The organism is Psychrobacter sp. AntiMn-1 (assembly GCF_001854065.1).
Lineage (GTDB): Bacteria > Pseudomonadota > Gammaproteobacteria > Pseudomonadales > Moraxellaceae > Psychrobacter > Psychrobacter pacificensis.
Genome location: NZ_CP012969.1, coordinates 2,053,337 through 2,077,216, shown reverse-complemented (window position 1 = coordinate 2,077,216; position 23,880 = coordinate 2,053,337). Strand labels below are relative to the sequence as shown.

Below are 23,880 nucleotides of genomic sequence, written 5' to 3'. Positions count from 1 at the left end.
CCTTAGGGCAATATTGGTGGCTGTCTTATTTTGCTATAGTCAGTGCAAGATGATTTAAATCTTGAGCTGACTCTACATCAGCTTGATTGCTTATAGGACATAACACCCATGCTAAATACCCCTTCTCGGCTCGCTCAGCACCTGCCTGCTATTGCCATGCTCGCTGCTATCATGGCGATCAGTGGTTGTCAAAAAGAGACTGAGCCGACCACACCGAATCAACCGACTGACACCCAACGCTCAGATACTGAAACGACAGCCAACCAAGCCAATACAACGTCCGTAGACACCAATGCTGATGCACCCACCGATATGCAAGTCAATTCATCACCAATCACTATTTTAGCGCTTGGCGACTCACTGACGGAAGGTCTTGGGGTGGATAAAAATGATAACTACCCTGCGCAGTTAGAAGATCGTCTGCAGGCAATGGGTTATAAGAATACCGAAGTGATCAACTCAGGGCTGAGCGGTGAAACCAGTACGGGACTCGTCAATCGCTTAGATTGGGTATTACAAACCAAACCTGATGTGACGATTTTGACCATTGGGGCTAATGATGCTATACGCGGTATCGACGTGGCGACGATTGAAGCCAATATTCGGACAGCTGTTAAACGTTTGCAAGACAATGGCAGTGTCGTCATTTTGGGCGGGATGTCGATCTATGATAACTTGGGCGATGACTACGTTGCCGCATTCTCAGATATCTATCCTCGCGTCGCTAAAGACATGAGCGTCCCTCTGATACCATTCTTTTTGGAGGGTGTCGGCGGTGAGGCTGAGCTCAACCAAGCAGATGCCATTCACCCAACCAAAGAAGGCTACACAATCATCGTCAATGACAATATCTTACCTATCTTAGAGCCCACGCTACAAGAAGTCACAGCAGCCGAAACCTCTCAGGCCGACACAACCAAAAATACGACAAACGAGTCCACTTAACGAGATACTGTAATGACATCACCTTCGACTGCCCCATCAATACCGCCAGTAGATACTGAAAAATCTGCCCTACTCACCGCCTCCCAGTTAAACAAAACTGTGCAAGTCGGTGAGCAAAAATTGTCTATCATTAAGGACGTAGATATTTATGTCAATGCTGGCGAGTTTGTGGTCATCATGGGCAAATCAGGCTCGGGTAAATCGACCTTGCTGGGCTTACTCGCAGCACTAGACTATCCTGATAGTGGTACAGTATCGCTGGCAGATCAAACGCTCAGCAGCTTGGATGAAGACTCACTTGCAGTTATTCGTCAACAGGACATGGGTTTTGTCTTTCAGTCATTTCATCTACTGCCGACCCTAACTGTCGCCGAAAACATCGCCTTTCCTCTTGATATCGCAAGGCATCCAAACCCAGCACGAGTCAACGAGCTGATTGATGCGGTTGATTTGGGTCATCGCCGTCACAGCTTACCCAATCAGTTATCAGGTGGTGAGCAGCAGCGTACGGCTGTGGCACGAGCGCTAGTATCGCATCCTAAAATTGTCTTTGCCGATGAGCCAACGGGTAACTTGGATGAGCAAAATGCCGATCAAGTTATGCAATTATTATTAGACTTACGCCAGCAGGTTGGCTCGGCACTGGTAGTCGTGACTCACGATCCTGCGCTTGCCGAGATGGCAGATCGCGTCATTACCATGCATGACGGCCGGATTGTACCGACATGAATGAAAAGCTGACAGACAACACATCGACTGATATAAAAAAGACTGATACCAGTATGCGTCAAGAGACCAGTTATTCTAGCGGTATCCTCAATCAACTTTTCACCAAAACACTAGGCTCGCAAGCACTCAGCCGTAGCTGGTGGCAGCGCTGGGTGTATCCAGTGTTGTTTCTACTCACATTGACCTTGTCACTTGCAACCTACCTGACCCTCGATTCTGTGCAGCAGTCTGTCGATCGTTATATCAATGACAATCAGCGCGCACTCGTTGGTGGGGATTTGATCTTAAACAGTAAGCAAGATTGGCCAAGCGAGGTATTGGCGCAAGTAGAAACCATCCCCGATACGCAGACCGTGTATGACTATCAGTTTAGCGCCATGCTCGTCACCGATGAGCAAACTTTGCTTGCCAGCGTCAAAGCCGTCACACCGTCTTATCCTTTGTACGGTACCGCTGAGCTTGCCTCAGGAAAGCCACTGTGGGAGCAACTAACCGCTGACAATATCGTCGTCGCCCCAGAAGTGCTCAGTAGCCTAAATGCTAGTGTCGGCGACCGTATCGATATTGGCGATGCGCAGTTTACGATCAGTGATGTGCTGACCAAAGAGCCTGATCGACCTTTGACCGCCTTTGGTTTTGGTGGGCGGGTCTTAATGAAACAAGATGCGTTAGAGGCGACCAATCTACTCGGTCAGCGCAGCCGCATCAATTACCGTATCGAGATAGCAGGTGATCCTGAACTGATAAGCACGCAGCGCAAAAAGCTCACAGGCATACTGACCAGCTATCCTGATATCGAGCTCTCTGATGCCGAGTCAGCAGATACTTCGGTCTCACGTATCTCTGATAATGTATTGATGTTTTTAAAGTTACTTGTCATCGCAGTGTTGCTACTCTCTGCGGTCGCCATGTACGGCGTCATTAGCGCGTTCGTTAGTAAGCAGCAGTCCAATAATGCCATTCGTTTGGCGTTAGGCGAGCCGCTTGGTTCACTCAAACGTAGCTATTATCAATTGCTTATCGTCACCACCGCCATTGCTTGTATTGCCGCGATTGTACTTAGTCTGGGTTTGCTTAAAATTGGTCAGCCGTATCTCGTGGCTATCTTACCTGCTGACGTGGGTCTATCTATCAATCCAATTAGCGCGATTAAGACCATTGTGATTGCCTTAGCCCTCACGTTGCTGATAGCGCAGCGTGGTTTAAGCGCGCTTAACACCACCAAACCCGCGACCCTACTCAATCAAGGGGCAAGTACGCAGTCGCAAAACTTGCCTTGGTATCGACGCGTGCCATTACTGTGGTATGGCTTGGTGATGACAGGGCTGTATGCCTTCTTTGCTTATGAAGTGGGCTCGCTGTCATTAGGCGCGCAATTATTGGGCGGCTTGATCGGCTTTGTGGCGATATTTTGGCTATTGGCGCGTGGGTGGCTGTGGTTGCTTAATAAGCTAGCGAGCAATGCCAAGGTCAGTTGGATGCAGCGTATCGCCATTCATAATCTGGCGCGCAAGGGCAATCAGTCCGCATTATTCTTTGTCACTTTATCGCTATCGGTTGCGGTGCTGACGCTCATCACCACACTCAATCACAGTATCAATGCGCAGTTTATCAATGCCTATCCTGAAGACGCGCCCAATCTGTTTTTGCTCGATGTGCAAAGCGATCAACATGACGATATTGATGCGATCATTGAGGCGCCTGTCACTTATTATCCGGTCATTCGTGCGCGTGTAGAGACGGCGAACGATGTACCGGCAAAAGATATCGAGCCTGAGGATGGCTTTGATGATCCCACGCGGGTGTTTAACTTAAGCTACGCCGATACGGTGATGGATACTGAGTACATCACTGAATCGCTCACAGACGATGCGCTATATACGCCTATCGATGCGACAAATGAACAAATCAAACCCCTATCTATCTTGGACACTGCCGCCAGTATGCTCAATGTCGGCATGGGCGATCAGGTGCGCTTTAACATTCAAGGTATCGAAATCGTCGGGCAGATCACCAGTATTCGCACGCGCTATGAGCGTGGCCCAAGTCCGTATTTTTACTTCTTGTTTGAGCCGTCGGTGCTGTCCGCTGCCCCGCAGATTCAGTTTGCTACCGCGCACGTATCAGAAGATACCATTCCAGAGCTACAAGGCAAACTGGTACGCCAGTTCCCTGCGGTCACGACCATCGATGGCACGGCTATTGCCAAGCAAATTCAAGAGCTGGTGGTACAAATGAGCCGCTTGGTCTATGTGTTTACTTTGCTTGCCCTACTCACTGGCGTCATGGTGCTGATCAGCTCGCTGCTGTCTACCTCGCAAGATCGTATGAAGGACAGCGCGTCATTTAGACTGCTCGGTATGCAAAAGCGCGATCTGTATATGCTCAATATTTTAGAGTTGGGTGTGCTTGGTATTAGCGCGGCAACCTTTGCCGTCGTTATCGCTAGCGTTGGCGCTTGGGCGGCTATCACGCAGTGGTTTAATCTGCGCTTTAGCGTGCCGTGGGCGAATCTGGCTATTGGTGGCGGATTGCTGCTTGCCTTACTGCTAGGTATTGCTATTATTTATGTACGCTTGGTGATTGGGCGTGGGATTATGGCTCGGGTACGGGCAATGATTTAGTGAAAACTCTAAGTCTTTTATAATTCAATCTTTAATATCAATACCTAGACAAATAGACCGACCCTATGTTACTCAACACTTGCTAGTAGAATAGCCATCATATATATTGACATACCAAAATATTTCTAGCGAACAGGGTTTTTATGGATATACCGAGTAAAGAGGAAGTTATAGATTTTGTGCACAAGAACTTCGGCCAAGAAAGCTCTAAGAATCTAAAAAACATCAGTAAAGGCGGAAATAACAATCAAAAAGGCAGAGACTACGAAAACCAATTCTTGCTTTATAAAACTTTTGAAATAGCTAATAAGTACCCTCATAGTTGTGCTAATCAAATCGTTGATTCTCAAGTCATTGGTTTTGTAGATGATATTTGTCATATTGACTATGAGGTAAGCACAAAGTACAATTTTCAAGCTAAAAATTCGTCTGGAGATGCGGCTAAATGGACAGATGAGATTAGCAATCGTTTCCGAAAACAAAGAAGTATTGATGCTAATCTTTTTAAGGTTGACACCACGGAGAACTGCTTATTAGTTTCGAGCAAAAAACATGCCTCAGAGAACCAAGAGAAAATCCCTATTGATTTAAAGAATAATGATACTTGTGAATACTTTGAGTTTTACCCAAACATATATGACCTAGTTCGCAATACTGACTTGTATCAATATATTGCCAAACTTATCGAACGTCCTTCTAGTTCTGAGTGTGATTATGCTGCTATCTTAATAAATGGCGTTTTGCAGGCTGGAAAGCATAAAACTATTGAAGATATTTTCAAGCAAGCAGAGTCTGATGCGAACCCAAATCCTTTCATAAAATTTCGTACCCATACTGCTCAAATTCCTAATTGGGTACAACAAATATTGACAAAATATTCACATTGTGTTGTGTATAGTTTAAACTATGACAAGTTGATCCTTGATGTAAACGGAATGAAGGTAACATGTAGTGTACAGTTTCTAAGAGAAGTTCCTGAATCCGTAATGAAGAGCACTACAAATATCCAAAAATTAGTGAGCTTGATGCTGTCGGTTACTGGTTATAATATTATGAAATCTCTAGAGTCCTCCAATATGGGAGAGATAAAATGAGTAGAATTTACACCTCTATTGCTACACCTGAAGCACAAAAGCAACTTAACTGTCTTTTGAAAAGCTCAGATGTGCCTAAATTATATCAGTCAGCTATGAAAGAGTTAGGTAGACTCCTAGCTGAAGCTATTTTACCTGATTTTATAAAACAGAAAAGTACTGAGGCTATTGTAGTTTCAACTGCCGAAGATGCTGATTATCTTCAGTATGGCGTATCAGCTACATTGAAAAGCAATAAGGTAAATACTAAGCTCGCTGTATTTTGGAATCATCATTACCAGTTACCTAGCCAAACTAGCGTAGCACCAATTCTTCATAGCTTTATTGAACCAAACTATGAAGATATAGATAATGTTATAATCGTTAAATCTGTTATGTCAGGTAGCTGTGTGGTTCGTACTAACCTTATTGAGATGTTAGACAAAATTAATAAGATTAATAAAATATATATTCTTTCACCTGTAGCTCATGAAAAATCTGAACAAAAATTAAAGGACGCTTTTCCAAAGGAAATTTCTAGTAAATTTGAGTTTATTTGTTTTGCTATAGACGATAGAAAAAATAAGGAAGGTGAAGTTGTTCCTGGCATAGGAGGCCAAATCTATAACTTATTAGGCTTAGATAACCAACCAGCTCTCACAGGATATATGCCTAATGTAGTTAAAGATCTTGCTTTTGCTGATTTAGAATATTCTTGAATAACGAGAAGCTTTGGAAGATACTACTATTTTAAATAAGTAGTTCTTTTTTCTTGCTTCGGAACAATTAATATTAAACTAGCACCTTACTTAATAAATAGAATTTAGTGAGTAGTTATTTACTTCTTTTCTAAACACCCTTACTAGAAATTTTCTTAGCCTCACAAACCCAAAACGCCTTCTACTCCCATAGAAGGCGTTTTTTTTGCTTCACAATCTGTATAGAAATATAAGTCAATATCTGCCCCGCACTTTGCTTATTTTATAGCCCTCATTTGCTATACTAGCCCCACTTTATCGGTTAAACACCCACTTATAACACCCTCCCAAACAGCATGGTAGCCTTATGAAATTCTCAAAGTTCGGTCAAAAATTTACCCAACCCACCGGCATCTCACAATTGATGGATGATCTGGGCGACGCGCTCAAAAGCGATCAGCCAGTCAACATGCTGGGCGGTGGTAACCCTGCCAAAATTGATGCCGTCAATGAGTTGTTTTTGGAGACCTATAAGGCGCTGGGCGTTGACAACGATGCAGACGTGCCCAACAGTAGCGCGATTATCAGCATGGCGAACTACTCCAATCCGCAAGGGGATGCTGGCTTTATCGATGCGTTGGTTGGCTTTTTTAACCGTCATTATGATTGGAGTCTCACGGCAGACAACATCGCTCTGACCAATGGCTCACAAAATGCGTTTTTCTATCTGTTTAATCTGTTTGGCGGTGCTTTCACTGATGAGCAGAACGAATCTGTCGACAAATCCATTCTACTGCCATTGACCCCTGAGTATATCGGCTATAGCGATGTGCATGTCGAAGGTCAGCATTTCACTGCCGTATTGCCGCATATCGATGAAGTGACGCATGATGGCGAAGCAGGCTTCTTTAAATATCGCGTGGATTTTGACGCGTTGGAGAACTTGCCCGCGTTAAAGAAAGGTCGTATCGGGGCGATTTGCTGCTCACGCCCGACCAACCCGACGGGCAACGTGCTGACCGATAACGAAATGGCGCATTTGTCCGAGATTGCTAAGCGTTATGACATTCCGCTGATTATTGATAACGCCTACGGTATGCCCTTCCCCAATATCATCTACTCTGATGTCAATTTGAACTGGGATAACAATACGATTCTGTGTTTTAGCCTGTCGAAGATTGGCTTGCCCGGTATGCGTACCGGTATTATCGTCGCTGATGCTAAAGTGATTGAGGCGGTCAGCGCGATGAATGCCGTGGTCAATCTAGCGCCGACACGTTTTGGAGCAGCGATTGCCACGCCACTGGTCGAAAACGACCGTATCAAGCAGTTATCTGATAATGGGATTAAGCCTTTTTATCAGCAGCAAGCGAAGACCGCAGTTACCTTACTTAAAAAAGAATTGGGCGATTACCCGCTAGTAATTCATAAACCCGAGGGCGCAATATTCTTGTGGCTGTGGTTTAAGGATTTACCGATTAGTACCTCTGAGCTGTATGAGACTTTGAAAGAAAAAGGGACGCTTATCGTACCGAGTGAATACTTCTTCCCCGGTGTGGATGTCAGTGACTATCAACACGCGCATGAGTGTATTCGCATGAGTATCGCGGCGGATGAGGACACGTTGGCCAAAGGCATTGCGGTGATTGGTGAGGTGGTGCGAAAGCTGTATGATGGTGAGTAGTCCGTTCTAAAAAACATGTTTTGAAAGTAAAAGGTAATAATGAATTATCACTACTACATTTTATTAAGCCTAGTAATAAACCTTCAAAATATATTTATGAATTGCAAGACACTGCTAATGTATTCTAAGACTAATTAGTTAAAAAAACTTCAAATTTATCACTTTTGATTATATCTATCATTTTCTTAGTAGATTCGTGGATTTCTTCTTCTGTATAAGGTTGATTGTACGTATTCTCTGGATGGTGAATACTGTGCCTTATATAAGACATAAGAGTAAGAAGATTCGTACTAGTATTGCCATTGCCATTATCTCTTATCCAGCTTTTACTTTTTTCTACACTGTGCTCTTCATGTAACCAGCTATCTAGTTTTTTAGAGTTATTTTTATTAGTGATAGAAGAGATATATCCATAAAGTTCATTATGAAAATCAGTTGAGCATATTTCGTAAGTAAAATAGTTTATTTCGGCTAATGTAGGCGAAAAAGAAAAAGTTCTCATTGTTTCAACCGCGATTGCATGGGCTGATTGATTAACCTTCTTAGTCATGTACGTGCAGATATCATCACTAGCAAAATGTTTTAAAAGAAAAGGGGAATGAGTAGTAATAAAAACCTGTTGGTGCCTTGAAATTGTGATTATAGATTCAATTAAAGTTTTTTGAGCTCTAGGGTGAAGAGAAATCTCAGGTTCATCAATAAAGAAGAATAAAGGTTTTTTCAAATCTGAATTGCTTGGATGTTTAATTAAAAAATCAGCATATACTTTCATTACAGCTAGTGCGAATGCTCTCTGCACTCCGCTACCTTTTTTGTAATCATCAATAGTTTTATCTTTTGAAACACCAGACCTTAAAAAATCTATCGCCTTAAAAACTGTAGTTTTACCTGTGTTATTCTCTCCAACTAAGCATACGACCGGCTTATTAGTATCAAAAACAATTGTCTCTGCAAAAGCTTTAAAGTTTTCTAAAATTAGCTTGCTAATTTTCATACTCATCCTTGGGTAATATTTTTACGAATTATCATAAGTTTAGAAAAGTTAAATTTTACGTAAAATATACACAACTACTGAAAATAAGTCTATATTTTTGTTTCTTCGACTGAAAACCGTTGTCCATTTGTTCAAAACATAAGTTTAAAAAGGTGGTAGCTAGGTGTTAACAGGGTTATACAAACTCTGACTGATGACATCCATGTGATTGGTGAAGTGGTGCGTGAGCTTTATGATGAAGCTAAGTAAAACCATCTCTTTTTGAATGTAAAAAACGGACTAATAAATAGTCCGTTTTTTTATATAATGACTTTATGAAAACGATCTAACCAAACTCTTTTAGTAAAGCTTTAGCACTCATTTTACCAAAGTCATTTGCCGCGAGTGGCCCATCGCCTGAGATAAGCTTTCTATCTTGATGCGTTTGTCCTGAGACCAGTTTATTATCAATAGTAACGCCTAAATCTTCTAACTTTTTACCAAAGTACCATGGCATCGTACCAGGCAGATAGCCAATTTTTGGCATTTGCTTATCCATAACCGTCGGGAAGGCTACCATCTTATAGCCTTTGAAAATAAAGTTTTTATTAGCGTTATCGTCTTGCTTAGAGCTATCAGGACTTTCTAAATTAGCTGCTAGTAGAGCAGCTGGTCCATGACAAATTGCCAAAGTAAAGAGGTCCTTTTTATGACCCCAGCGTAGCAATGCGCCAAGGTTTTTATCTTCCGGCAAGCCGAGCATCGCGCCATGACCACCGGGAATAAAGCTCGCCGCGTATTCAGTGCTGTCTGCCATATCGTTTTTGACGAAGTCAGCGATACTATTAGGATTGTTAAGCTTGGACTCGTACTCGCTATAGATTTTTTTGACGTCGTCATCGTCCTCTGGCATCGCCCACTGCTCGACCTTGACCGACTCGCCTGTTGGCGTAAACACATCCACGTCGAAGCCTGCTTTTTTAAAATGTAATAACGGCACCATCATCTCCACCGGATGATTACCGGTATCAAATCTATTGCCGTTCTCCATAGTCATATACTGCTCTTCGGTACAGACCATCATGATTTTCTTATCGCCCGTATATGGATTATCATAATTAGTATGATCGTAGTTGGTTTTATTCGGCGCAGCTATCTTTAGCGATGATGTTGAGGGAATATAAATGCCTGCTTCAGTTTCTTGCGGCTCTAAGCCTAGCGTATTGTTGGCGTTGTCTAAGGTGTCTTTGGCTTTATCTAATAGATCTTGCATATTCATAGTGGCTTCCTTTTTTATGATTTATATTTATTGAGTAGCTATTTATTAAGTAGCTAGAAATGATCAATCTAAGGTAACAAATGAAGACAGCATTAAATAGATGAGAATTTTTATGTTTCGTAAGCTTTGTAAAGCAGGATTGAAAAACTGTTTTAACGGGTTTTCTTTAGTAGCTTACTTGGTGAGCTGCTCGCTTGAAAAATCCTTGTCCACTTATTTAAAGCAAACAGCACGAAAGGCAGCAGGCAGGTATTAATGAGATCATGAATACTTGCTTTAATATCTGTACCTTTTAGAGCCAGAAGGCCTTTTGGCACGATGATGTGACGATTGTCGAAATATTCACCTAGCAGTGCTACGCTAATGACGACTAATAGTGCTAAAAAGGCTCTGATAGTCTGATTCTTAATGATAGGGCGTAAGATAAACATGCTGAGCAGATAGACGCCGACGCCGATGTAAATGTGTAACGCATCTTTGGCAAGGCCAGTTGTTTCAACAACGTTTATTTTAAAGGTGTTAAAGTCCACTAGAGTATTCCAAATATAAGCGAGCAGAAAATGATTGAGCGTATCACTAAACAATAATAACTAAAAATTGATAGTTAAGAATGACAATAGTGGAGAATAAAAAAGGTAGATTATACAAGCGATAATCTACCCTATTCTGAAGCAAATGTGCAATTTACGTTTACTGCCTATCTACACATTCCACTCGACAAAATTCTTTAGCAGTTGCAAGCCAGCGGTATGGCTCTTCTCAGGATGGAACTGAGTGGCAAATAGGTTGTCTTTGATGATACTGGCACAAAACGGCTGGCCATAATCACAGATAGCGGCGACTTGAGAGTTATCGTTAGGCGCGCAGTAGTAACTGTGCACAAAGTAAAAGTGCGCGTTGTCCTCGATACCGTGCCAAAGCGGATGGTCAAAATTCATACCACTAATCGTATTCCAGCCCATATGTGGTACTTTTATCGTTGCGCCTTGTTTGTCTTTCCACGTAGGGTCAAACGCTTCTACCGTACCGTTTAAGATGCCAAGGCAATCTGTACCACCATTTTCAGCCGATTGCTCAAATAACGCTTGCATCCCCACACAGATGGCCATCACGGGTTTGTTAAACACTGCATCGCGTACCACGTCATCAATGCCTGCCTCATGCATACCAGCGATACAATCACGCATCGCGCCAACGCCAGGGAAGACGATTTTATCAGCGGCAGCCACGACTTTGGGGTCGTTAGTGATGGATACCTCCGCGCCGACATTGGTGAGTGCCTTGCTAACCGAGTGCAAGTTACCCATGCCATAATCTAATAGTGCAATTTTGGTCATTGATTGGTTCTCGTTTTTGAATCGTTTTTATTATATTTGATAACAGCGGATGAGGTACAGATAAAATCCTGCGACGAGCAAAAGCGCCAACTGTACAAGCCGTGCAATAAGCGCGGCTGTGACCGTAGCAGCACCGCACTATCCTTAAAATGCCTCTTTGGTCGACGGTAAGGTATTTAGCGCTCGCTCATCATATTCACACGCCATACGCAGGGCGCGAGCAAAGGCTTTAAAGGTAGATTCGATTTGGTGATGGCTGTTTTTGCCTTTGAGGTTATCCAAATGTACGGTCATCCATGAATGATTGACGAAGCCGTAAAAGAATTCGCTAAACAGATCGACATCGAAGGTGCCGACATGCGAGCGCGTAAACGGAATATCCATGTGCAAGCCTGGACGCCCTGATAGATCGACGACCGCGCGCGTCAACGACTCATCAAGCGGCGCATAAAAATGTCCGTAACGGCGGATACCTTTTTTATCGCCCAAAGCTTTGTTAAACGCTTGGCCCAAAGTAATACCGGTATCCTCGACACTATGATGATCATCGATAAAAGTGTCGCCGACGCATTTGATATCTAAGTCAAATAAACCATGACGCTTGATCTGATCAATCATATGATCCAAAAACGGTACGCCCGTGTCTACCACGCCTGTGCCTGTACCATCGAGGTTGATGGTACAAGTGATTTGCGTTTCGGCAGTGATACGCTCAACGGTCGCGATGCGCTCAGGGCGACCATATAAATTTAGGTTTGTTGCTTGATTTTGCTCAGTTGCATTGGCTGTCATGGCTATTCTCTATCGGTTTTTTATCAGTGAAAAGCGGTCAATTATAAATAGGGTAAAACATCGCCCATTGCTGTCTGTTACATTGAGGCTAGCGCTGCCATCAGCGTCAGCAAAAAATGTATGAAAAAGTGATATATACAAAAGATATCAATATATTAGGGTTGATGTGTATCACATATGATTTAGCCTCATCATAGCAAACCCTAACATTTACTGCCACGACCAAGCGCTAAACCGCGCACAAATTTACGTCATTCTGCTAAAATAGTGTGTTCAGTATTATCAATCATGACTGGCGCGAACGTTGACAGTCTCACCTTTATGGCACTACTCTCTATGACATAGTGCGGTGTCATACTGACTTTATACTATAAAAACCCTCTGTTTATAGGAACTGCTATGCCTTTAGAAGCGATCGCCATTAATAGCTTGGATGCGCCACTTATCAAAAAACCTGCTCGCGATAATGAGCTAGCAGAACGCTTGCAGGCATTGTACGATAGTGATGATGCGCAGCCTGATGGTGCTGAGGTGTTAAGCATAGTGGCGCAAGGATTCAAACGCGGGCAATACCTCTATGTTGGTATGTTCAATGATAAGCCTATCGCTGCGGTAGCCTGTTTTGATGATGGGCAGACCGATGCCAAGCGTTTGCAATATCTGACGGTACATCCAGAGAACCGTAAACGCGCCATCGATGCCAAATTTATTAAACTGGTCTATGATGCCGAGGTCAAAAAAGGCGTGCGTGAATTTGTCCCTGCGGATGCTGATATTCACCGAATCATGAGCGAGTACGAACTCCTGCGCGTAAAAGACTAAATATCGAGTAAATAGGGTTTATTTCGCCAATATTTGATTATTTATCGACTTTTATGAGATATAACGCAAAAATCACTTGACAGCCGAGCCTATATTTAGTTTAATAGCGCCTCAACGAAGACGGCTCGATAGCTCAGTCGGTAGAGCAACGGATTGAAAATCCGTGTGTCGGCAGTTCGATCCTGCCTCGAGCCACCATTCGTTAATAGATTCTAAAAAGCCCCGAACAGCAATGTTTGGGGCTTTTTTTATGTCTGTTATTTATATCATCGCTCGCTTTACTCACGGTTGCATAACATTTTTGTGCTGTTTTCTACACCGCTTGGCTCAGTATACTCAGTAACTATGAATGAATAGATACCCATCATAGTACAGAGCCTAGGTGGCAGATATGAGAGAATTTGATTACGACTTGGATTATAAAAATCTTGATCTGCGCGCGCATCCTGAGTTATATCGTGTTGGTCGTGGTGAGCAAGGCGTATTACTTGTAGAGCCTTACAAGTCTGAAATCCTCCCGCATTGGCGTTTTGCCACGCCTGATATCGCCCGCGAGAGCAGTGAGACGATTTACCAGATGTTTTTGGATTATCTAGCTGACGATGATTTTGTCGGTGCAGATATGGCGCGCAAATTTATTCAAATGGGCTATACCCGCGCGCGTCGCTATGCCAATCACAAGGGCGGTAAAAAATATAAAGGGCCAGTACCTGATGACAAAAAAGGCCAAAGCGGCGCCCATGGTCGCGAAGAGTTACCACGACAAACCGAAGACCCGATCAAGGCAGAATCGGCGCGTATTTTTAAGCAAAAATGGGACCAGTGTCGTGAGAACGAAGATTATCTAAGAATGAAAAAAGAACACCGCGCGCGTTATAGTTGATCCAATTTAAGAGTGGTACAAGGCAACCGAGTGCAGATGTATACGTCATACTTCAAGCGAGGTTAACGCTGTAACGCTTTTTAGTGGATTGACTATATAAAGATGTCGAGTAACTGCTAATGCTCATAAACTTGAGAATATAACAACACTAAATTGACCAGTCTTAAAATACTACCGTGCCAAGGTATAACACGGAATATCTAACACAATAAATATAATGATTTTTAATAGTGAGGAACAATGAATAAGCAACTCTTAATTTTTGATTTTGATGGCACACTCATTGATAGCGTGCCCGATTTGGCCGATGCCACCAATGCAATGCTGACCACGCTTGGTAAAGACACCTACCCAATTGAGACGATACGCAATTGGATAGGCAATGGTTCACGAATGCTTGTAGAGCGTGCTTTGGTCGGTGATATCACTGTCCCAGAGGGCGCACTGACCAAAGCCGAGGCCGATCACGCAGAGCAGATATTTTTTGAAGCATATACTAAGATTGGTGGTAACAAAACCGTTGCTTATCCCGATGTCGATAGTGGCCTTAAACAACTTCACGCGGCTGGCTACACGCTCGCTCTAGTGACCAACAAACCGCTTCGTTTTGTCCCCAAAATATTGCAAACATTCGGCTGGCAAGATCTGTTTAGTGAAGTGATGGGCGGCGACAGTCTATCCACCAAAAAGCCAGATCCAGCGCCCCTACTGCATGTCTGTACTCAATTGGGGATTACTCCTGACCAAGCGATTATGATTGGCGATTCTAGAAACGACATCTTGGCGGGTCAAAACGCCAATATGGACACGCTTGGACTATCCTATGGTTATAACTACGGGCAAGACATTCGTGAGCTCGGCCCAACCGAGGCGTTTGATCATTTTACGGATTTGGTTACTTGGATTATGACAGATAACATCTAACCCATAAAAGCATCTATCAAACGGATGTGATAGTTGGCTCAAACGAAGACTACTCCTTACTACGATAGCTGAGCGCCTCTGACACATGGGCGCTATTAATATCTGTACTGTTGGCCAAGTCCGCGATAGTACGCGCGACTCGTAACACCCGATGGTAGCCGCGTGCGGATAAATTCAAGCGCTGCTGAGCAAGTTGCAATAGTTGTTTTTCGCTGTCGCCTAATTTGATATATTCATCGATTTCGCTCGGGCTTAGCTCATTATTGACTTTTTGTTGTCGTTTTAATTGATGCTGATGCGCGGCTGCTACTCGCTCGCGTACTTGTTTGGAAGTTTCGCCTGCCTGCGCGCTTTGCAAATCAGCAATCGGCAATGCTGGTACGGTAATATGCAAATCAATACGATCTAATAGTGGCCCTGAGAGTTTGTCTTGATAGCGTTTGATTTGCTCAGGTCGACAGCGGCAGCGCCCTGAGGTATCGCCATCATAACCACACGGGCACGGATTCATAGCAGCGACCAGTTGAAAGTTGGCTGGAAAGGTCATTTGCGAGTTAGCACGGCTAATAGTGATTTGCTTGGCTTCTAACGGCTGGCGCAATACCTCAAGCACGCTCCGATCAAACTCTGGCAATTCATCAAGGAATAACACGCCTTTATTGGCAAGCGTAATCTCGCCCGGTTTGGGCCGTGAACCGCCGCCAACCAACGCCACGGCTGATATGGTGTGATGCACTTGCCTAAAGGGACGTGTGCCGTAATCGTAATCACTGTCTGCCACTGAATACGTACTAGCTACCTCGAGCGCATCCTCATCACTGAGATCAGGCAATATCGTCGGCAAACGTGAGGCCATGAGCGTTTTGCCAGAACCCGGTGGCCCTGTAAACAATAACGAATGACCGCCAGCTGCTGCTATCTCTAGCGCGCGGCGGGCATGGTGCTGTCCTTTGACATCGGCTAAATCCACTTGATAGCCTACATGCTGCGGTGCTGGACTGGGTGTGACCACCTCCAAGCAGTCATAAGATCCGCTTGGATCCGCCAGTGACTGCAAGTGGTTACATACTGCTTTTAGACTCTTCGCTGCCAATATCGTCACACCATCAACGCGACTGGCCTCACGACCATTGTCAATCGGTACGATTAATTGTGGTGCGCTCTGTAAGGTAACATTTTGCTCATTTTTTACAGAGTCACTCGCCTTTGACAACGTTTTCGACAACGTTGATGTCAATCCTTCTGCCTTAATCGCGCGAGCGACAGCCAAGCTACCGGTCACCTGCCGCAGCTCACCGTTGAGTGCCAACTCGCCAATAAACTCAAACCCCGATAATACTTCTGGCTCAAGTTGTCCGCTTGCCGCCAATATCCCAATAGCGATTGGCAAGTCCAGACGCGCGCCATCTTTAGGTAAATCAGCAGGTGCTAAATTAATCGTTAGACGCCGATTGGGAAACTGAAAACCTGAATTAAGAATGGCAGAGCGTACTCTGTCTTTACTCTCGCGCACGGCCGCTTCAGGTAGACCAACGATGGTTAGTGCTGGTAACCCTTGCGATAAGTGAACTTCGATGATGACTTTAGGTGCATGCAAACCGACAACTGAGCGAGTATAGACTTGAGCAAACGACATCAGCGTTTCCTAATATTAGAGATTAATCGATGATAAAGTATTATTTATCAGCGTGCAAATGTCGTGTTTTATAAAAAATATAGGTAGGACATTAAAACAATCATCTCAAACCAAAGCCGTCAATATTAATGCTAAAAACCATCACGATATACCATACTAAAAGTAGGGATTTGGTATAATAATGACCATATTTTAAGACAGTTGCTATAATAGCCAAGCTGTTACTGCAAACGTTATCATCTGGCAGCACAAAAAAGCGACGCTATAGCCACTATGGGTCAAAACGAGGAATACCGCATGACAGATTATTCAGCACAAACTAACCCGCAGCCCTACAATGATGCGGAAGCGCCGCCGTCGACCACGCGTCCTGTTATGCAACCAGACAACCCTTATGCCAGTACCCGCGGTAGTATTACTAGTAAGCAGCTACCAGCATTCGATGAAGCCATCATCAATAAGTACAATCGTTCAGGTCCGCGTTATACCTCTTATCCAACTGCTCTAGAGTTCACGCCGATACCTGAGAATATTGGAGTAAATGGTTTTGAGGCAGTTGGTCTTGAGACGAAAATCTTGCAGAATCGTGAGTCACGCGCGCCGTTGTCTTTATACTTTCACATTCCGTTTTGCCGTCACCTTTGCTATTACTGCGCCTGCAATAAGATTATTACCAAAAAAAATAGCGACTCTGGTGATTATCTGCAGTATTTAATGGCTGAGATTGCCCTTAAACGCCGCTTGCTGTCTGTGCCAGAAGGTAGCGATAAGCCCTTGGTCAAGCAGCTGCATTTGGGCGGTGGTACGCCAACGTTTTTGCGTGATGAAGAGATGGTTAAGCTGTGGGAGTTTTTACAGACGCAGTTTGAGTTTTTGAGTGATGATGAAGGCGACTACTCTATCGAAATCGACCCGCGTGAGCTGAGTGATAATACGCTAAAGATATTACGAAACCTTGGTTTTAATCGTATCAGCTTAGGCGTGCAAGACTTAGATGAAACGGTACAAATCGCGGTCAATCGTGTGCACTCAGTAGAGCTTATTGAGAATGTATTAACAGAGGCGCGAGGGCTTGGTTTTCACTCCATCAATATCGATCTGATTTATGGTTTGCCGCATCAAACGCCTGACACGTTAGACAAAACGGTACAACGTATCATTGAAATGTCACCAGATCGTCTGTCTGTCTTTAACTATGCGCATCTACCTGAGCGTTTCAAAGCCCAACGTCAGATCAAAGATGAAGACCTACCTAGCCCAGCAGCTAAGCTCGCTATGCTCGGCAACACCGTTAACACGCTAACCGAAGCGGGCTATCAATATATCGGTATCGATCACTTTGCTAAGCCTGACGATGAGCTAGCGATCGCCCAGCGCGAAGGAAAATTACATCGTAATTTTCAGGGCTACACCATCATGGGCGATTGTGATTTATTGGGCTTTGGTGTCTCATCCATCAGTCAAATTGCCAATAGCAATACGCGCTATATCCTGCAAAATGATACTGATTTGCAAAACTATCAAGCTAAGATTGATGCTGCCAAAACCAATCCTATGGTCATGCCTGCGGTGAAATATATTAAAACGTCCATCAAAGATCGCTTACGTGAATATGTCATCATGAACCTGCTCTGCCACGACTATCTTGATTTTAAAGATGTGAATCAAAAATTCGGTATCGATGCGATTACCTACTTCATCAATGAGATTCAACAGCTGGGAGAGATGCAAGCAGATAGACTGATTGATATGGATGCTGCTGGCATTCGCGTCTTACCTAGGGGCCGCTTGCTTGGTCGCAATGTTGCCATGGTATTTGATGAATATTTAGAAAAAAAACACAAAAACCGCTTCTCAAAAGTTATCTGACATAACGATTTGGCAGCCAATTATTAGCCATTAAAAAGACCTCAAACGAGGTCTTTTTTAGAAATTTTTTGAAATATTTACAGCTTTAATTTATCGCCTACCATCCCTTTAACAGTGCTCAAGATATCGGCTGGCAACACCACCATTTTTGAATTGTCAGACTCCGCTAGTTGACGAATAGACTTGATGTACTGCTCGCCAAGTAAGTAGACAATCGGCATCTCTTCATCACCCATCGCCGCTGTGATAAGACGAATTGATTCCTCCGAGCCTTTGGCCAGTACTACTTGCGCTTCGGCATCGCGGCGTGAGGCTTCCAGACGTCCATCTGCTTCCAAAATAGCAGCTTGTTTTTGACCATCGGCACGAGTAACGGTCGCTCGGCGTAGACGCTCTGCTGCGGCCTGCTCTTCCATAGAGGCTTGCATGGTTTGCGAGGGATTAATGTCTTGAATCTCTACAGTTTTAAGCGTAATACCCCAATCTGCGATGTCTTCTGAGATCGCATGTTTGAGCAATGCTTTGATCTCATCACGACTCGATAAAGCATTATCTAGATCCATCTCGCCGATGATCGAGCGCAAAGAGGTTTGTACCAAATTGCGGATACCATGTTCATAATCTTCAATACCATAGACCGCTTTGTCTGGACGCAAGATGTTGATATAAGCCACAGCATTAGCGATGATCACGACGTTATCACGGGTGATGACTTCTTGAGATGGGATATCTAGTACGATGTCCTTTGTGGTGACTTTATAAGCGACTCTATCCACAAAAGGAATGATGATACTAAAGCCAGGCTCTAGTGTTTGCTGATATTTACCCAGCCGTTGCACGACCCACTTGTACCCTTGCGGGACAATACAAACGCCTTTAAAAACGGTAAAAATCACCAATGCTGCCAACACCAGCATCACGATACCGACGCCATTTAAACTACTCAAGATACTACCCATGTGATTCTCCTTGACCCTTGCTTTATTTGCCAGCGACGTGATTTATGTCCTTTTTTTCTTAATTTAAAAATCTTTAGTACCTGATAACGTTTATTTGCTAGTACCTGTCTCTTTGAGATCAGGTTTGTGCAAACTCAGTCTACTCGCTTTAGATTGTTTGGTCGGCACTTGACTGTTAATCGTCGGAGTAATGTTTGGCCGTATGGTTTTGGGTGCTTGGAGGCGCTGCGTGGGTGCAACCACCATCTCATCGCCGACCACCTTTATGACCACCACACGATCACCTGTCTCGACATTCACGCCTGCTGTGCGACATGGCCACTCATCTGCACCCCAAATAGGCACGTTAAAGCGCACCATACCTGAAATGCCTTTTTGCGGTTTGACCACGATCATGCCCGTCTCACCAATAATCAGATCGCTACTTTGCCCCATCTTTTTACGGCTCATTGACAGCGGCTTGATGTATTTGACCCAAACAAACATAAACAAAACCGATAGCGTAAGCCAGATCAGTACTTGAAATAATAATGGAATGGGGAGCAACCACGCTAAGGCAGCAACGATCACCGCAGCCGCACCAAACCAGAGGCTAGCAAAGGTCGGAATAAATATCTCAGCAATCATCAAAGAGAAGCCTAACACCAACCAATGCCAAGGTTCAATCATCCAGATAGTCTCAATCATCGCTGTCTACTCCTGTATCTGCCTACCTTCCAATGTAGCACAGTTTTGCAGATAATATTATCTTAAAAATCAATTACCTATTATTATTTATGGTGTGGTATTTTGATAAAACAAGCACAATGAATGCTAAAATTGACACAAAAAAACGACCACTTAAAGTGATCGCTTTTAGTCATCCACACGAATCAAAGCTTAGAATTTGTAATGTGCACCAAGAGTTAATAGCGTAAGGTCTTCAGCAACATAGTCATATTCAGCTTCAACACTCATATTAGGATTGAAGTTATAACCCAAGCCAATACCGCCAGCTACACCACTGTCGCTATCGCTGTCACTTCCAGAGTTTCCAAGAAAATCCTCAGCAGAAACTTCAATCTCAGCTTTAGCAAAGCCTAGTTTACCTTTCGCATATAAACCAGTATTTGGGAATGCATAACGGTAAGTACCATAAGCACCATAAGTTTTTAGATCAAATTCAGCGTCAATACCACTGATACCTGTATCAACATCAGCGTCATTAGAACCTACATACTCAATCTCAGCACCAAAGTTAGGATCGAAGTTATAACCAGCATAAACGCCATATGCGGTTGGATCATCTAAATCATCAGCATCTACCATGAATTGACCAGCTTTAATACCAACGTATGATTGGCCAGCACCATAAGAAATGGCTGCTTGTGCGCTCATGGTCATTACTGAGCCCGCGATTACTGCAAGTAACGTTTTTTGTAGATTTTTCATAAAGTATTTTCAACCTTGGATTCAATAAACAAATAATTTGTTTAATATCAAATACTACTCAACTATTTTCTACTTGTTATTAGTAGTGGCGGTATCATACCAAATTATTTGTCAAAGTAAACATGTGTTGCAAAAATATTTTACAGGCATAAAAAAACGACCATATAAAATGGTCGTTTCTTCGTTTTTGACTATAGGTACAAGTACGCTATATTATCTTAGAACTTTAAGTTAGCGCCTACAGTAAGCAGCTTAGTATCTGCATCACTATCCATCATGGCATATTCTGTTTCGACATTGAAGTTAGGATTCACTGCGTAACCAAGACCGATACCACCAGCAATGCCAGTATCACTGACTGAGTCATTGTTACCGTTATCAAAATCAGCTTCTAACTCTGTCTTAGCGATACCAAGTTTACCTTTGGCATATAGTGCAGTATTTGGGAACATATAACGGTAAGTACCGTACGCGCCATAAGTTTTGGTATCATAGTCGCCAGCATTGTTATCTAGGTCAGCATCATCTGAACCAACATATTCAACTTCCATACCAAAGTTAGGATCAAAGTTGTAACCAGCATATACACCATAAGCAGTTGGATCGTCACCGCTTACATCATTGTCAAATTGACCGATCTTGGCACCAACGTATGGTTGACCAGTGTAGCCGTTACCATAAGTGACAGCTGCATTTGCACCTACAGTAAGTAAAGAACCAGTTGCTAGTGCAAGTATAGTTTTTTGTAGAGTTTTCATTATTAGCTCCTTCAAGTAAATTTGGACAAACAAGTTATTTAGTTGTATTGACCATTTGGCCGTATCGCCTTGTTTGCTAACGATGGGTACATAGTAACAAACTATTTCAGACACTCTGTCAGTGTTTAATGGTATGAGAGTTAAGATTTGAAAGCATTTGTCAGTGCTCGGGTTACAAAGGCTGATATATGAAACTTTTTGTTACACATCCCGTTTTTGTGCAATAATCCCTACTCATTGTGTTCCGCATATACTGACGAATAAAGAAAAAGGACGGCTCTGCATGTCAGCTTTTATCGACGCGCAGCTACAAACTGCGCTCTTACAACTCAAAGACAAACAGCAGTATCGCAAATTACCAGATATCGAACACCACGGACGGTATGTAATCGCTGATGACAATACCCTATTAAATATCGCTAGCAACGATTATCTAGGTTTGGGCAGTGATGCTGAGTTGCAGCGTGAGTTTTTTGAATTTATTCAGCAATCAATGGACTGTTTGCCCAAAATGAGCGCAACATCATCGCGTCTGTTAACTGGCAATGATACACAGCTACAGGCGTTAGAGGATGAGCTACAAGCATGGTATGAAACCGCAGCTGGAATAAATCAAACCGCGACGAAATCTGCGTTGGTATTAAATAGTGGCTACCACGCCAATATCGGGATCTTACCTGCATTGACTGCACTACCAGTGAAGACGGTTATTTTGGCAGACAAACTGGTACATGCCAGTATGATTGATGGTATTAAACTCAGCGAAAGCAAACGCTGTCTGTATCGCCGCTATCGACACAATGATTATGCGCATTTGGCTACTATGCTTATGCAGGTTGAAGAGGATGTGGAGCGTATCATCATCGTCACCGAAAGTATTTTTAGCATGGACGGGGATCGTGCTGATCTACCCGCTTTAGTTAAGCTAAAAGCCATTGACAGTCGTATTGAGCTGTATGTCGATGAAGCCCATGCCGTCGGTGTGCTTGGCGCGCAAGGATTAGGGCTGGCTGAAGAAACAAACACCTTGGCTGATATTGACTACTTAGTAGGAACCTTTGGTAAAGCATTTGCCTCCGTTGGTGCTTATATTCTATGTGACAAGATCGTTAAGTCATGGCTGATTAATCAGATGCGTCCGCTGATTTTTAGTACCGCGTTGCCACCAATCAATCATGCTTGGACACGGTTTATTTTGGCAAAAATGCCACAGCTACAGACGCGGCGACAGCATTTGGCGCAGATTTCATTACAACTGAGCCAAGCCATTAGCCCTGAATATCGCGTGGCATCGGCAGCAAAAGATCCTATTTACGAGTCACCCATTGTGCCTTATATTTTAGGTGATAATGCTCGTACGATGACAAAGGCAAAACAACTCCAAGACGCTGGATTTTATGCGCTGCCTATCAGACCACCGACCGTTCCTACTAATACGTCACGTATTCGCTTGGTACTCAACGCAGCCATTACCCATGCTGAGTGCGAGCGCCTAATCATGCAATTATCCATATGACGGCAGCAGTTTTTGATGCTCATTATAAACTTTTATGTGAAAGAGCGATTATGGAACATCCCCTCACTACTTCCGAGCTGAGTGCCCGCAAGCAGAGCATTGCGCGGCATTTTTCTCAAGCCAGTCAGTACGATAAACATGCTTATATTCAGCAGCAGGTTTGTCAGCACTTATTAATGGCTATCGATAATACCCATCAAGACAGTGTGCTTGAGGTCGGTGCAGGCACGGGACAACTAACGCAGCTACTAGCAAAATATGTACAAAGTGAGCGATGGTCTATCAACGAGTTATGTGAGCAGCAAGCCACTCATTTACAGGAATTGTTGCCACAAGCACAAATCCTTATTGGCGATGCGGAAACCATGGATTTAGGCGGTGAGCATAGCTTAGTCATCAGTGCCAATGCGATTCAGTGGTTCGATAACCCACTGCATTTCATTGCACAGTCAGCCTCACGGCTAAAACCTAATGGACAATTATTACTAAGCACCTTTACCCCAGATAATTTCTTGCAAATAAAAACCCTAACAGGACAAGGATTGCATTATCCAGATATTAGTGAATGGCAATCAGCGCTAGATCAAGCGGAATTTCAACACATAAAGCTATCAACACAGCGTTTCAATGTGCCATTTGCCCAGCCTTATGATGTGCTCAAACATATGAAGATGACAGGTGTATCGACCAATCAAATAGATAGCAATCAAACCTGTGGCAAGCAAACCTATGACAAGCAAACGATTGGTAAGCAAACATCTAACACACAGCCTTTTGTCTGGACCAAAACCCGCTTGCAAGCATTCGAGCGCGATTATTGGCAGCAATTTTCGGGCATAGATGAGGACGGTCAACCTTGCGTGTATCTGACTTATGACGTACTAATCGTTGATGCGCATTTACCATAACGGCACGCTTGAAAATATATACTTAAATATCAGGCATAAA

General features: G+C 43.5%; 22 protein-coding genes and 1 tRNA gene. 13 read left to right on the top strand and 10 right to left on the bottom strand.

The window, feature by feature from the left end; genetic code table 11:
* Window positions 1-108 precede the first annotated feature (108 nt).
* From AOT82_RS08810 to AOT82_RS08785, 6 genes are all read left to right on the top strand, one after another.
* On the top strand, window positions 109-945 hold the full coding sequence (locus AOT82_RS08810) for an arylesterase (protein ID WP_071002698.1): 837 nt from the start codon (window positions 109-111) through the stop codon (window positions 943-945).
* Between the two features lie 12 nt (window positions 946-957).
* Window positions 958-1,674 carry an ABC transporter ATP-binding protein gene (locus AOT82_RS08805; protein ID WP_071002697.1) on the top strand — a complete coding sequence of 239 codons (717 nt, stop codon included), beginning with the start codon at window positions 958-960 and terminating at the stop codon, window positions 1,672-1,674.
* Window positions 1,671-4,298 carry an ABC transporter permease gene (locus tag AOT82_RS08800; protein WP_083328909.1) on the top strand — a complete coding sequence of 876 codons (2,628 nt, stop codon included), beginning with the start codon at window positions 1,671-1,673 and terminating at the stop codon, window positions 4,296-4,298. Before AOT82_RS08805 ends, AOT82_RS08800 begins: the two co-directional genes overlap by 4 nt.
* Before the next feature lie 143 nt (window positions 4,299-4,441).
* A complete protein-coding gene (locus tag AOT82_RS08795) occupies window positions 4,442-5,392 on the top strand; it encodes a hypothetical protein (RefSeq protein WP_083328908.1) in 951 nt (316 codons plus the stop codon).
* Complete coding sequence (locus AOT82_RS08790) at window positions 5,389-6,090, top strand: hypothetical protein (protein WP_071002696.1); 702 nt, start codon at window positions 5,389-5,391, stop codon at window positions 6,088-6,090. Before AOT82_RS08795 ends, AOT82_RS08790 begins: the two co-directional genes overlap by 4 nt.
* Window positions 6,091-6,436: 346 nt before the next feature.
* On the top strand, window positions 6,437-7,753 hold the full coding sequence (locus AOT82_RS08785) for a valine--pyruvate transaminase (RefSeq protein WP_071002695.1): 1,317 nt from the start codon (window positions 6,437-6,439) through the stop codon (window positions 7,751-7,753).
* Between the two features lie 130 nt (window positions 7,754-7,883).
* Here AOT82_RS08785 and AOT82_RS08780 read toward each other — a convergent pair whose 3' ends face one another.
* From AOT82_RS08780 to hisB, 5 genes are all read right to left on the bottom strand, one after another.
* Window positions 7,884-8,747, bottom strand: a complete 864-nt coding sequence (locus AOT82_RS08780; RefSeq protein ID WP_071002694.1) for an ATP-dependent nuclease — start codon at window positions 8,745-8,747, stop codon at window positions 7,884-7,886.
* A gap of 325 nt (window positions 8,748-9,072) precedes the next feature.
* Entirely contained in the window at window positions 9,073-10,005 is a 933-nt protein-coding gene (locus tag AOT82_RS08775) for a DJ-1/PfpI family protein (RefSeq protein ID WP_083328906.1), read from the bottom strand.
* 152 nt (window positions 10,006-10,157) lie between these two features.
* Window positions 10,158-10,535 carry a hypothetical protein gene (locus AOT82_RS08770; RefSeq protein WP_071002693.1) on the bottom strand — a complete coding sequence of 126 codons (378 nt, stop codon included), beginning with the start codon at window positions 10,533-10,535 and terminating at the stop codon, window positions 10,158-10,160.
* Between the two features lie 171 nt (window positions 10,536-10,706).
* Entirely contained in the window at window positions 10,707-11,342 is a 636-nt protein-coding gene (gene hisH, locus AOT82_RS08765; RefSeq protein ID WP_071002692.1) for an imidazole glycerol phosphate synthase subunit HisH, read from the bottom strand.
* A gap of 144 nt (window positions 11,343-11,486) precedes the next feature.
* Window positions 11,487-12,134 (bottom strand): imidazoleglycerol-phosphate dehydratase HisB, encoded by a 648-nt coding sequence (hisB, locus tag AOT82_RS08760; RefSeq protein WP_071002691.1) that lies wholly within the window; start codon window positions 12,132-12,134, stop codon window positions 11,487-11,489.
* A 399-nt stretch (window positions 12,135-12,533) separates the two neighbouring features.
* Here hisB and AOT82_RS08755 point away from each other — a divergent pair, with 399 nt between their 5' ends.
* From AOT82_RS08755 to AOT82_RS08740, 4 genes are all read left to right on the top strand, one after another.
* Window positions 12,534-12,956 carry a hypothetical protein gene (locus AOT82_RS08755; protein WP_071002690.1) on the top strand — a complete coding sequence of 141 codons (423 nt, stop codon included), beginning with the start codon at window positions 12,534-12,536 and terminating at the stop codon, window positions 12,954-12,956.
* A gap of 122 nt (window positions 12,957-13,078) precedes the next feature.
* Window positions 13,079-13,154: transfer RNA gene (locus AOT82_RS08750), tRNA-Phe, on the top strand.
* Between the two features lie 193 nt (window positions 13,155-13,347).
* On the top strand, window positions 13,348-13,839 hold the full coding sequence (locus tag AOT82_RS08745) for a DUF4385 domain-containing protein (RefSeq protein WP_071002689.1): 492 nt from the start codon (window positions 13,348-13,350) through the stop codon (window positions 13,837-13,839).
* A gap of 240 nt (window positions 13,840-14,079) precedes the next feature.
* Window positions 14,080-14,763 carry a phosphoglycolate phosphatase gene (locus tag AOT82_RS08740; protein ID WP_071002688.1) on the top strand — a complete coding sequence of 228 codons (684 nt, stop codon included), beginning with the start codon at window positions 14,080-14,082 and terminating at the stop codon, window positions 14,761-14,763.
* A 49-nt stretch (window positions 14,764-14,812) separates the two neighbouring features.
* Here the strand turns inward: AOT82_RS08740 and AOT82_RS08735 are convergent, their stop codons facing one another.
* Complete coding sequence (locus AOT82_RS08735; RefSeq protein ID WP_071002687.1) at window positions 14,813-16,399, bottom strand: YifB family Mg chelatase-like AAA ATPase; 1,587 nt, start codon at window positions 16,397-16,399, stop codon at window positions 14,813-14,815.
* A gap of 375 nt (window positions 16,400-16,774) precedes the next feature.
* Between AOT82_RS08735 and hemN the strand changes: the two genes are divergently transcribed.
* On the top strand, window positions 16,775-18,268 hold the full coding sequence (hemN, locus tag AOT82_RS08730; protein ID WP_071003728.1) for an oxygen-independent coproporphyrinogen III oxidase: 1,494 nt from the start codon (window positions 16,775-16,777) through the stop codon (window positions 18,266-18,268).
* Between the two features lie 77 nt (window positions 18,269-18,345).
* Here hemN and AOT82_RS08725 read toward each other — a convergent pair whose 3' ends face one another.
* The 4 genes from AOT82_RS08725 to AOT82_RS08710 form a co-directional block, all read right to left on the bottom strand.
* Window positions 18,346-19,227, bottom strand: coding sequence for an SPFH domain-containing protein (locus tag AOT82_RS08725; RefSeq protein WP_071002686.1), 882 nt, complete (start codon window positions 19,225-19,227; stop codon window positions 18,346-18,348).
* 90 nt (window positions 19,228-19,317) lie between these two features.
* A complete protein-coding gene (locus AOT82_RS08720; RefSeq protein WP_071002685.1) occupies window positions 19,318-19,914 on the bottom strand; it encodes an NfeD family protein in 597 nt (198 codons plus the stop codon).
* Between the two features lie 192 nt (window positions 19,915-20,106).
* Window positions 20,107-20,658 (bottom strand): porin family protein, encoded by a 552-nt coding sequence (locus tag AOT82_RS08715; RefSeq protein ID WP_071002684.1) that lies wholly within the window; start codon window positions 20,656-20,658, stop codon window positions 20,107-20,109.
* 218 nt (window positions 20,659-20,876) lie between these two features.
* The gene (locus AOT82_RS08710; protein ID WP_071002683.1) at window positions 20,877-21,416 is read right to left on the bottom strand and encodes a porin family protein; all 540 of its coding nucleotides are present in this window, start codon (window positions 21,414-21,416) and stop codon (window positions 20,877-20,879) included.
* A gap of 283 nt (window positions 21,417-21,699) precedes the next feature.
* On the opposite strand from AOT82_RS08710, the gene AOT82_RS08705 reads away from it, so the two are divergent.
* Both AOT82_RS08705 and AOT82_RS08700 read left to right on the top strand, forming a co-directional pair.
* Window positions 21,700-22,932 carry an 8-amino-7-oxononanoate synthase gene (locus tag AOT82_RS08705; protein WP_071002682.1) on the top strand — a complete coding sequence of 411 codons (1,233 nt, stop codon included), beginning with the start codon at window positions 21,700-21,702 and terminating at the stop codon, window positions 22,930-22,932.
* A gap of 50 nt (window positions 22,933-22,982) precedes the next feature.
* Complete coding sequence (locus tag AOT82_RS08700) at window positions 22,983-23,840, top strand: methyltransferase domain-containing protein (RefSeq protein WP_071002681.1); 858 nt, start codon at window positions 22,983-22,985, stop codon at window positions 23,838-23,840.
* The last annotated feature ends 40 nt before the right edge of the window (window positions 23,841-23,880 follow it).

Coding starts and splice junctions, on each gene's coding strand:
- AOT82_RS08810 (WP_071002698.1), top strand. CDS start 109: ATGCTAAATACCCCTTCTCGGCTCGCTCAGCACCTGCCTGCTATTGCC.
- AOT82_RS08805 (WP_071002697.1), top strand. CDS start 958: ATGACATCACCTTCGACTGCCCCATCAATACCGCCAGTAGATACTGAA.
- AOT82_RS08800 (WP_083328909.1), top strand. CDS start 1,671: ATGAATGAAAAGCTGACAGACAACACATCGACTGATATAAAAAAGACT.
- AOT82_RS08795 (WP_083328908.1), top strand. CDS start 4,442: ATGGATATACCGAGTAAAGAGGAAGTTATAGATTTTGTGCACAAGAAC.
- AOT82_RS08790 (WP_071002696.1), top strand. CDS start 5,389: ATGAGTAGAATTTACACCTCTATTGCTACACCTGAAGCACAAAAGCAA.
- AOT82_RS08785 (WP_071002695.1), top strand. CDS start 6,437: ATGAAATTCTCAAAGTTCGGTCAAAAATTTACCCAACCCACCGGCATC.
- AOT82_RS08780 (WP_071002694.1), bottom strand. CDS start 8,747: ATGAAAATTAGCAAGCTAATTTTAGAAAACTTTAAAGCTTTTGCAGAG.
- AOT82_RS08775 (WP_083328906.1), bottom strand. CDS start 10,005: ATGAATATGCAAGATCTATTAGATAAAGCCAAAGACACCTTAGACAAC.
- hisH (WP_071002692.1), bottom strand. CDS start 11,342: ATGACCAAAATTGCACTATTAGATTATGGCATGGGTAACTTGCACTCG.
- hisB (WP_071002691.1), bottom strand. CDS start 12,134: ATGACAGCCAATGCAACTGAGCAAAATCAAGCAACAAACCTAAATTTA.
- AOT82_RS08755 (WP_071002690.1), top strand. CDS start 12,534: ATGCCTTTAGAAGCGATCGCCATTAATAGCTTGGATGCGCCACTTATC.
- AOT82_RS08745 (WP_071002689.1), top strand. CDS start 13,348: ATGAGAGAATTTGATTACGACTTGGATTATAAAAATCTTGATCTGCGC.
- AOT82_RS08740 (WP_071002688.1), top strand. CDS start 14,080: ATGAATAAGCAACTCTTAATTTTTGATTTTGATGGCACACTCATTGAT.
- AOT82_RS08735 (WP_071002687.1), bottom strand. CDS start 16,399: ATGTCGTTTGCTCAAGTCTATACTCGCTCAGTTGTCGGTTTGCATGCA.
- hemN (WP_071003728.1), top strand. CDS start 16,775: ATGCAACCAGACAACCCTTATGCCAGTACCCGCGGTAGTATTACTAGT.
- AOT82_RS08725 (WP_071002686.1), bottom strand. CDS start 19,227: ATGGGTAGTATCTTGAGTAGTTTAAATGGCGTCGGTATCGTGATGCTG.
- AOT82_RS08720 (WP_071002685.1), bottom strand. CDS start 19,914: ATGATTGAGACTATCTGGATGATTGAACCTTGGCATTGGTTGGTGTTA.
- AOT82_RS08715 (WP_071002684.1), bottom strand. CDS start 20,658: ATGAAAAATCTACAAAAAACGTTACTTGCAGTAATCGCGGGCTCAGTA.
- AOT82_RS08710 (WP_071002683.1), bottom strand. CDS start 21,416: ATGAAAACTCTACAAAAAACTATACTTGCACTAGCAACTGGTTCTTTA.
- AOT82_RS08705 (WP_071002682.1), top strand. CDS start 21,700: ATGTCAGCTTTTATCGACGCGCAGCTACAAACTGCGCTCTTACAACTC.
- AOT82_RS08700 (WP_071002681.1), top strand. CDS start 22,983: ATGGAACATCCCCTCACTACTTCCGAGCTGAGTGCCCGCAAGCAGAGC.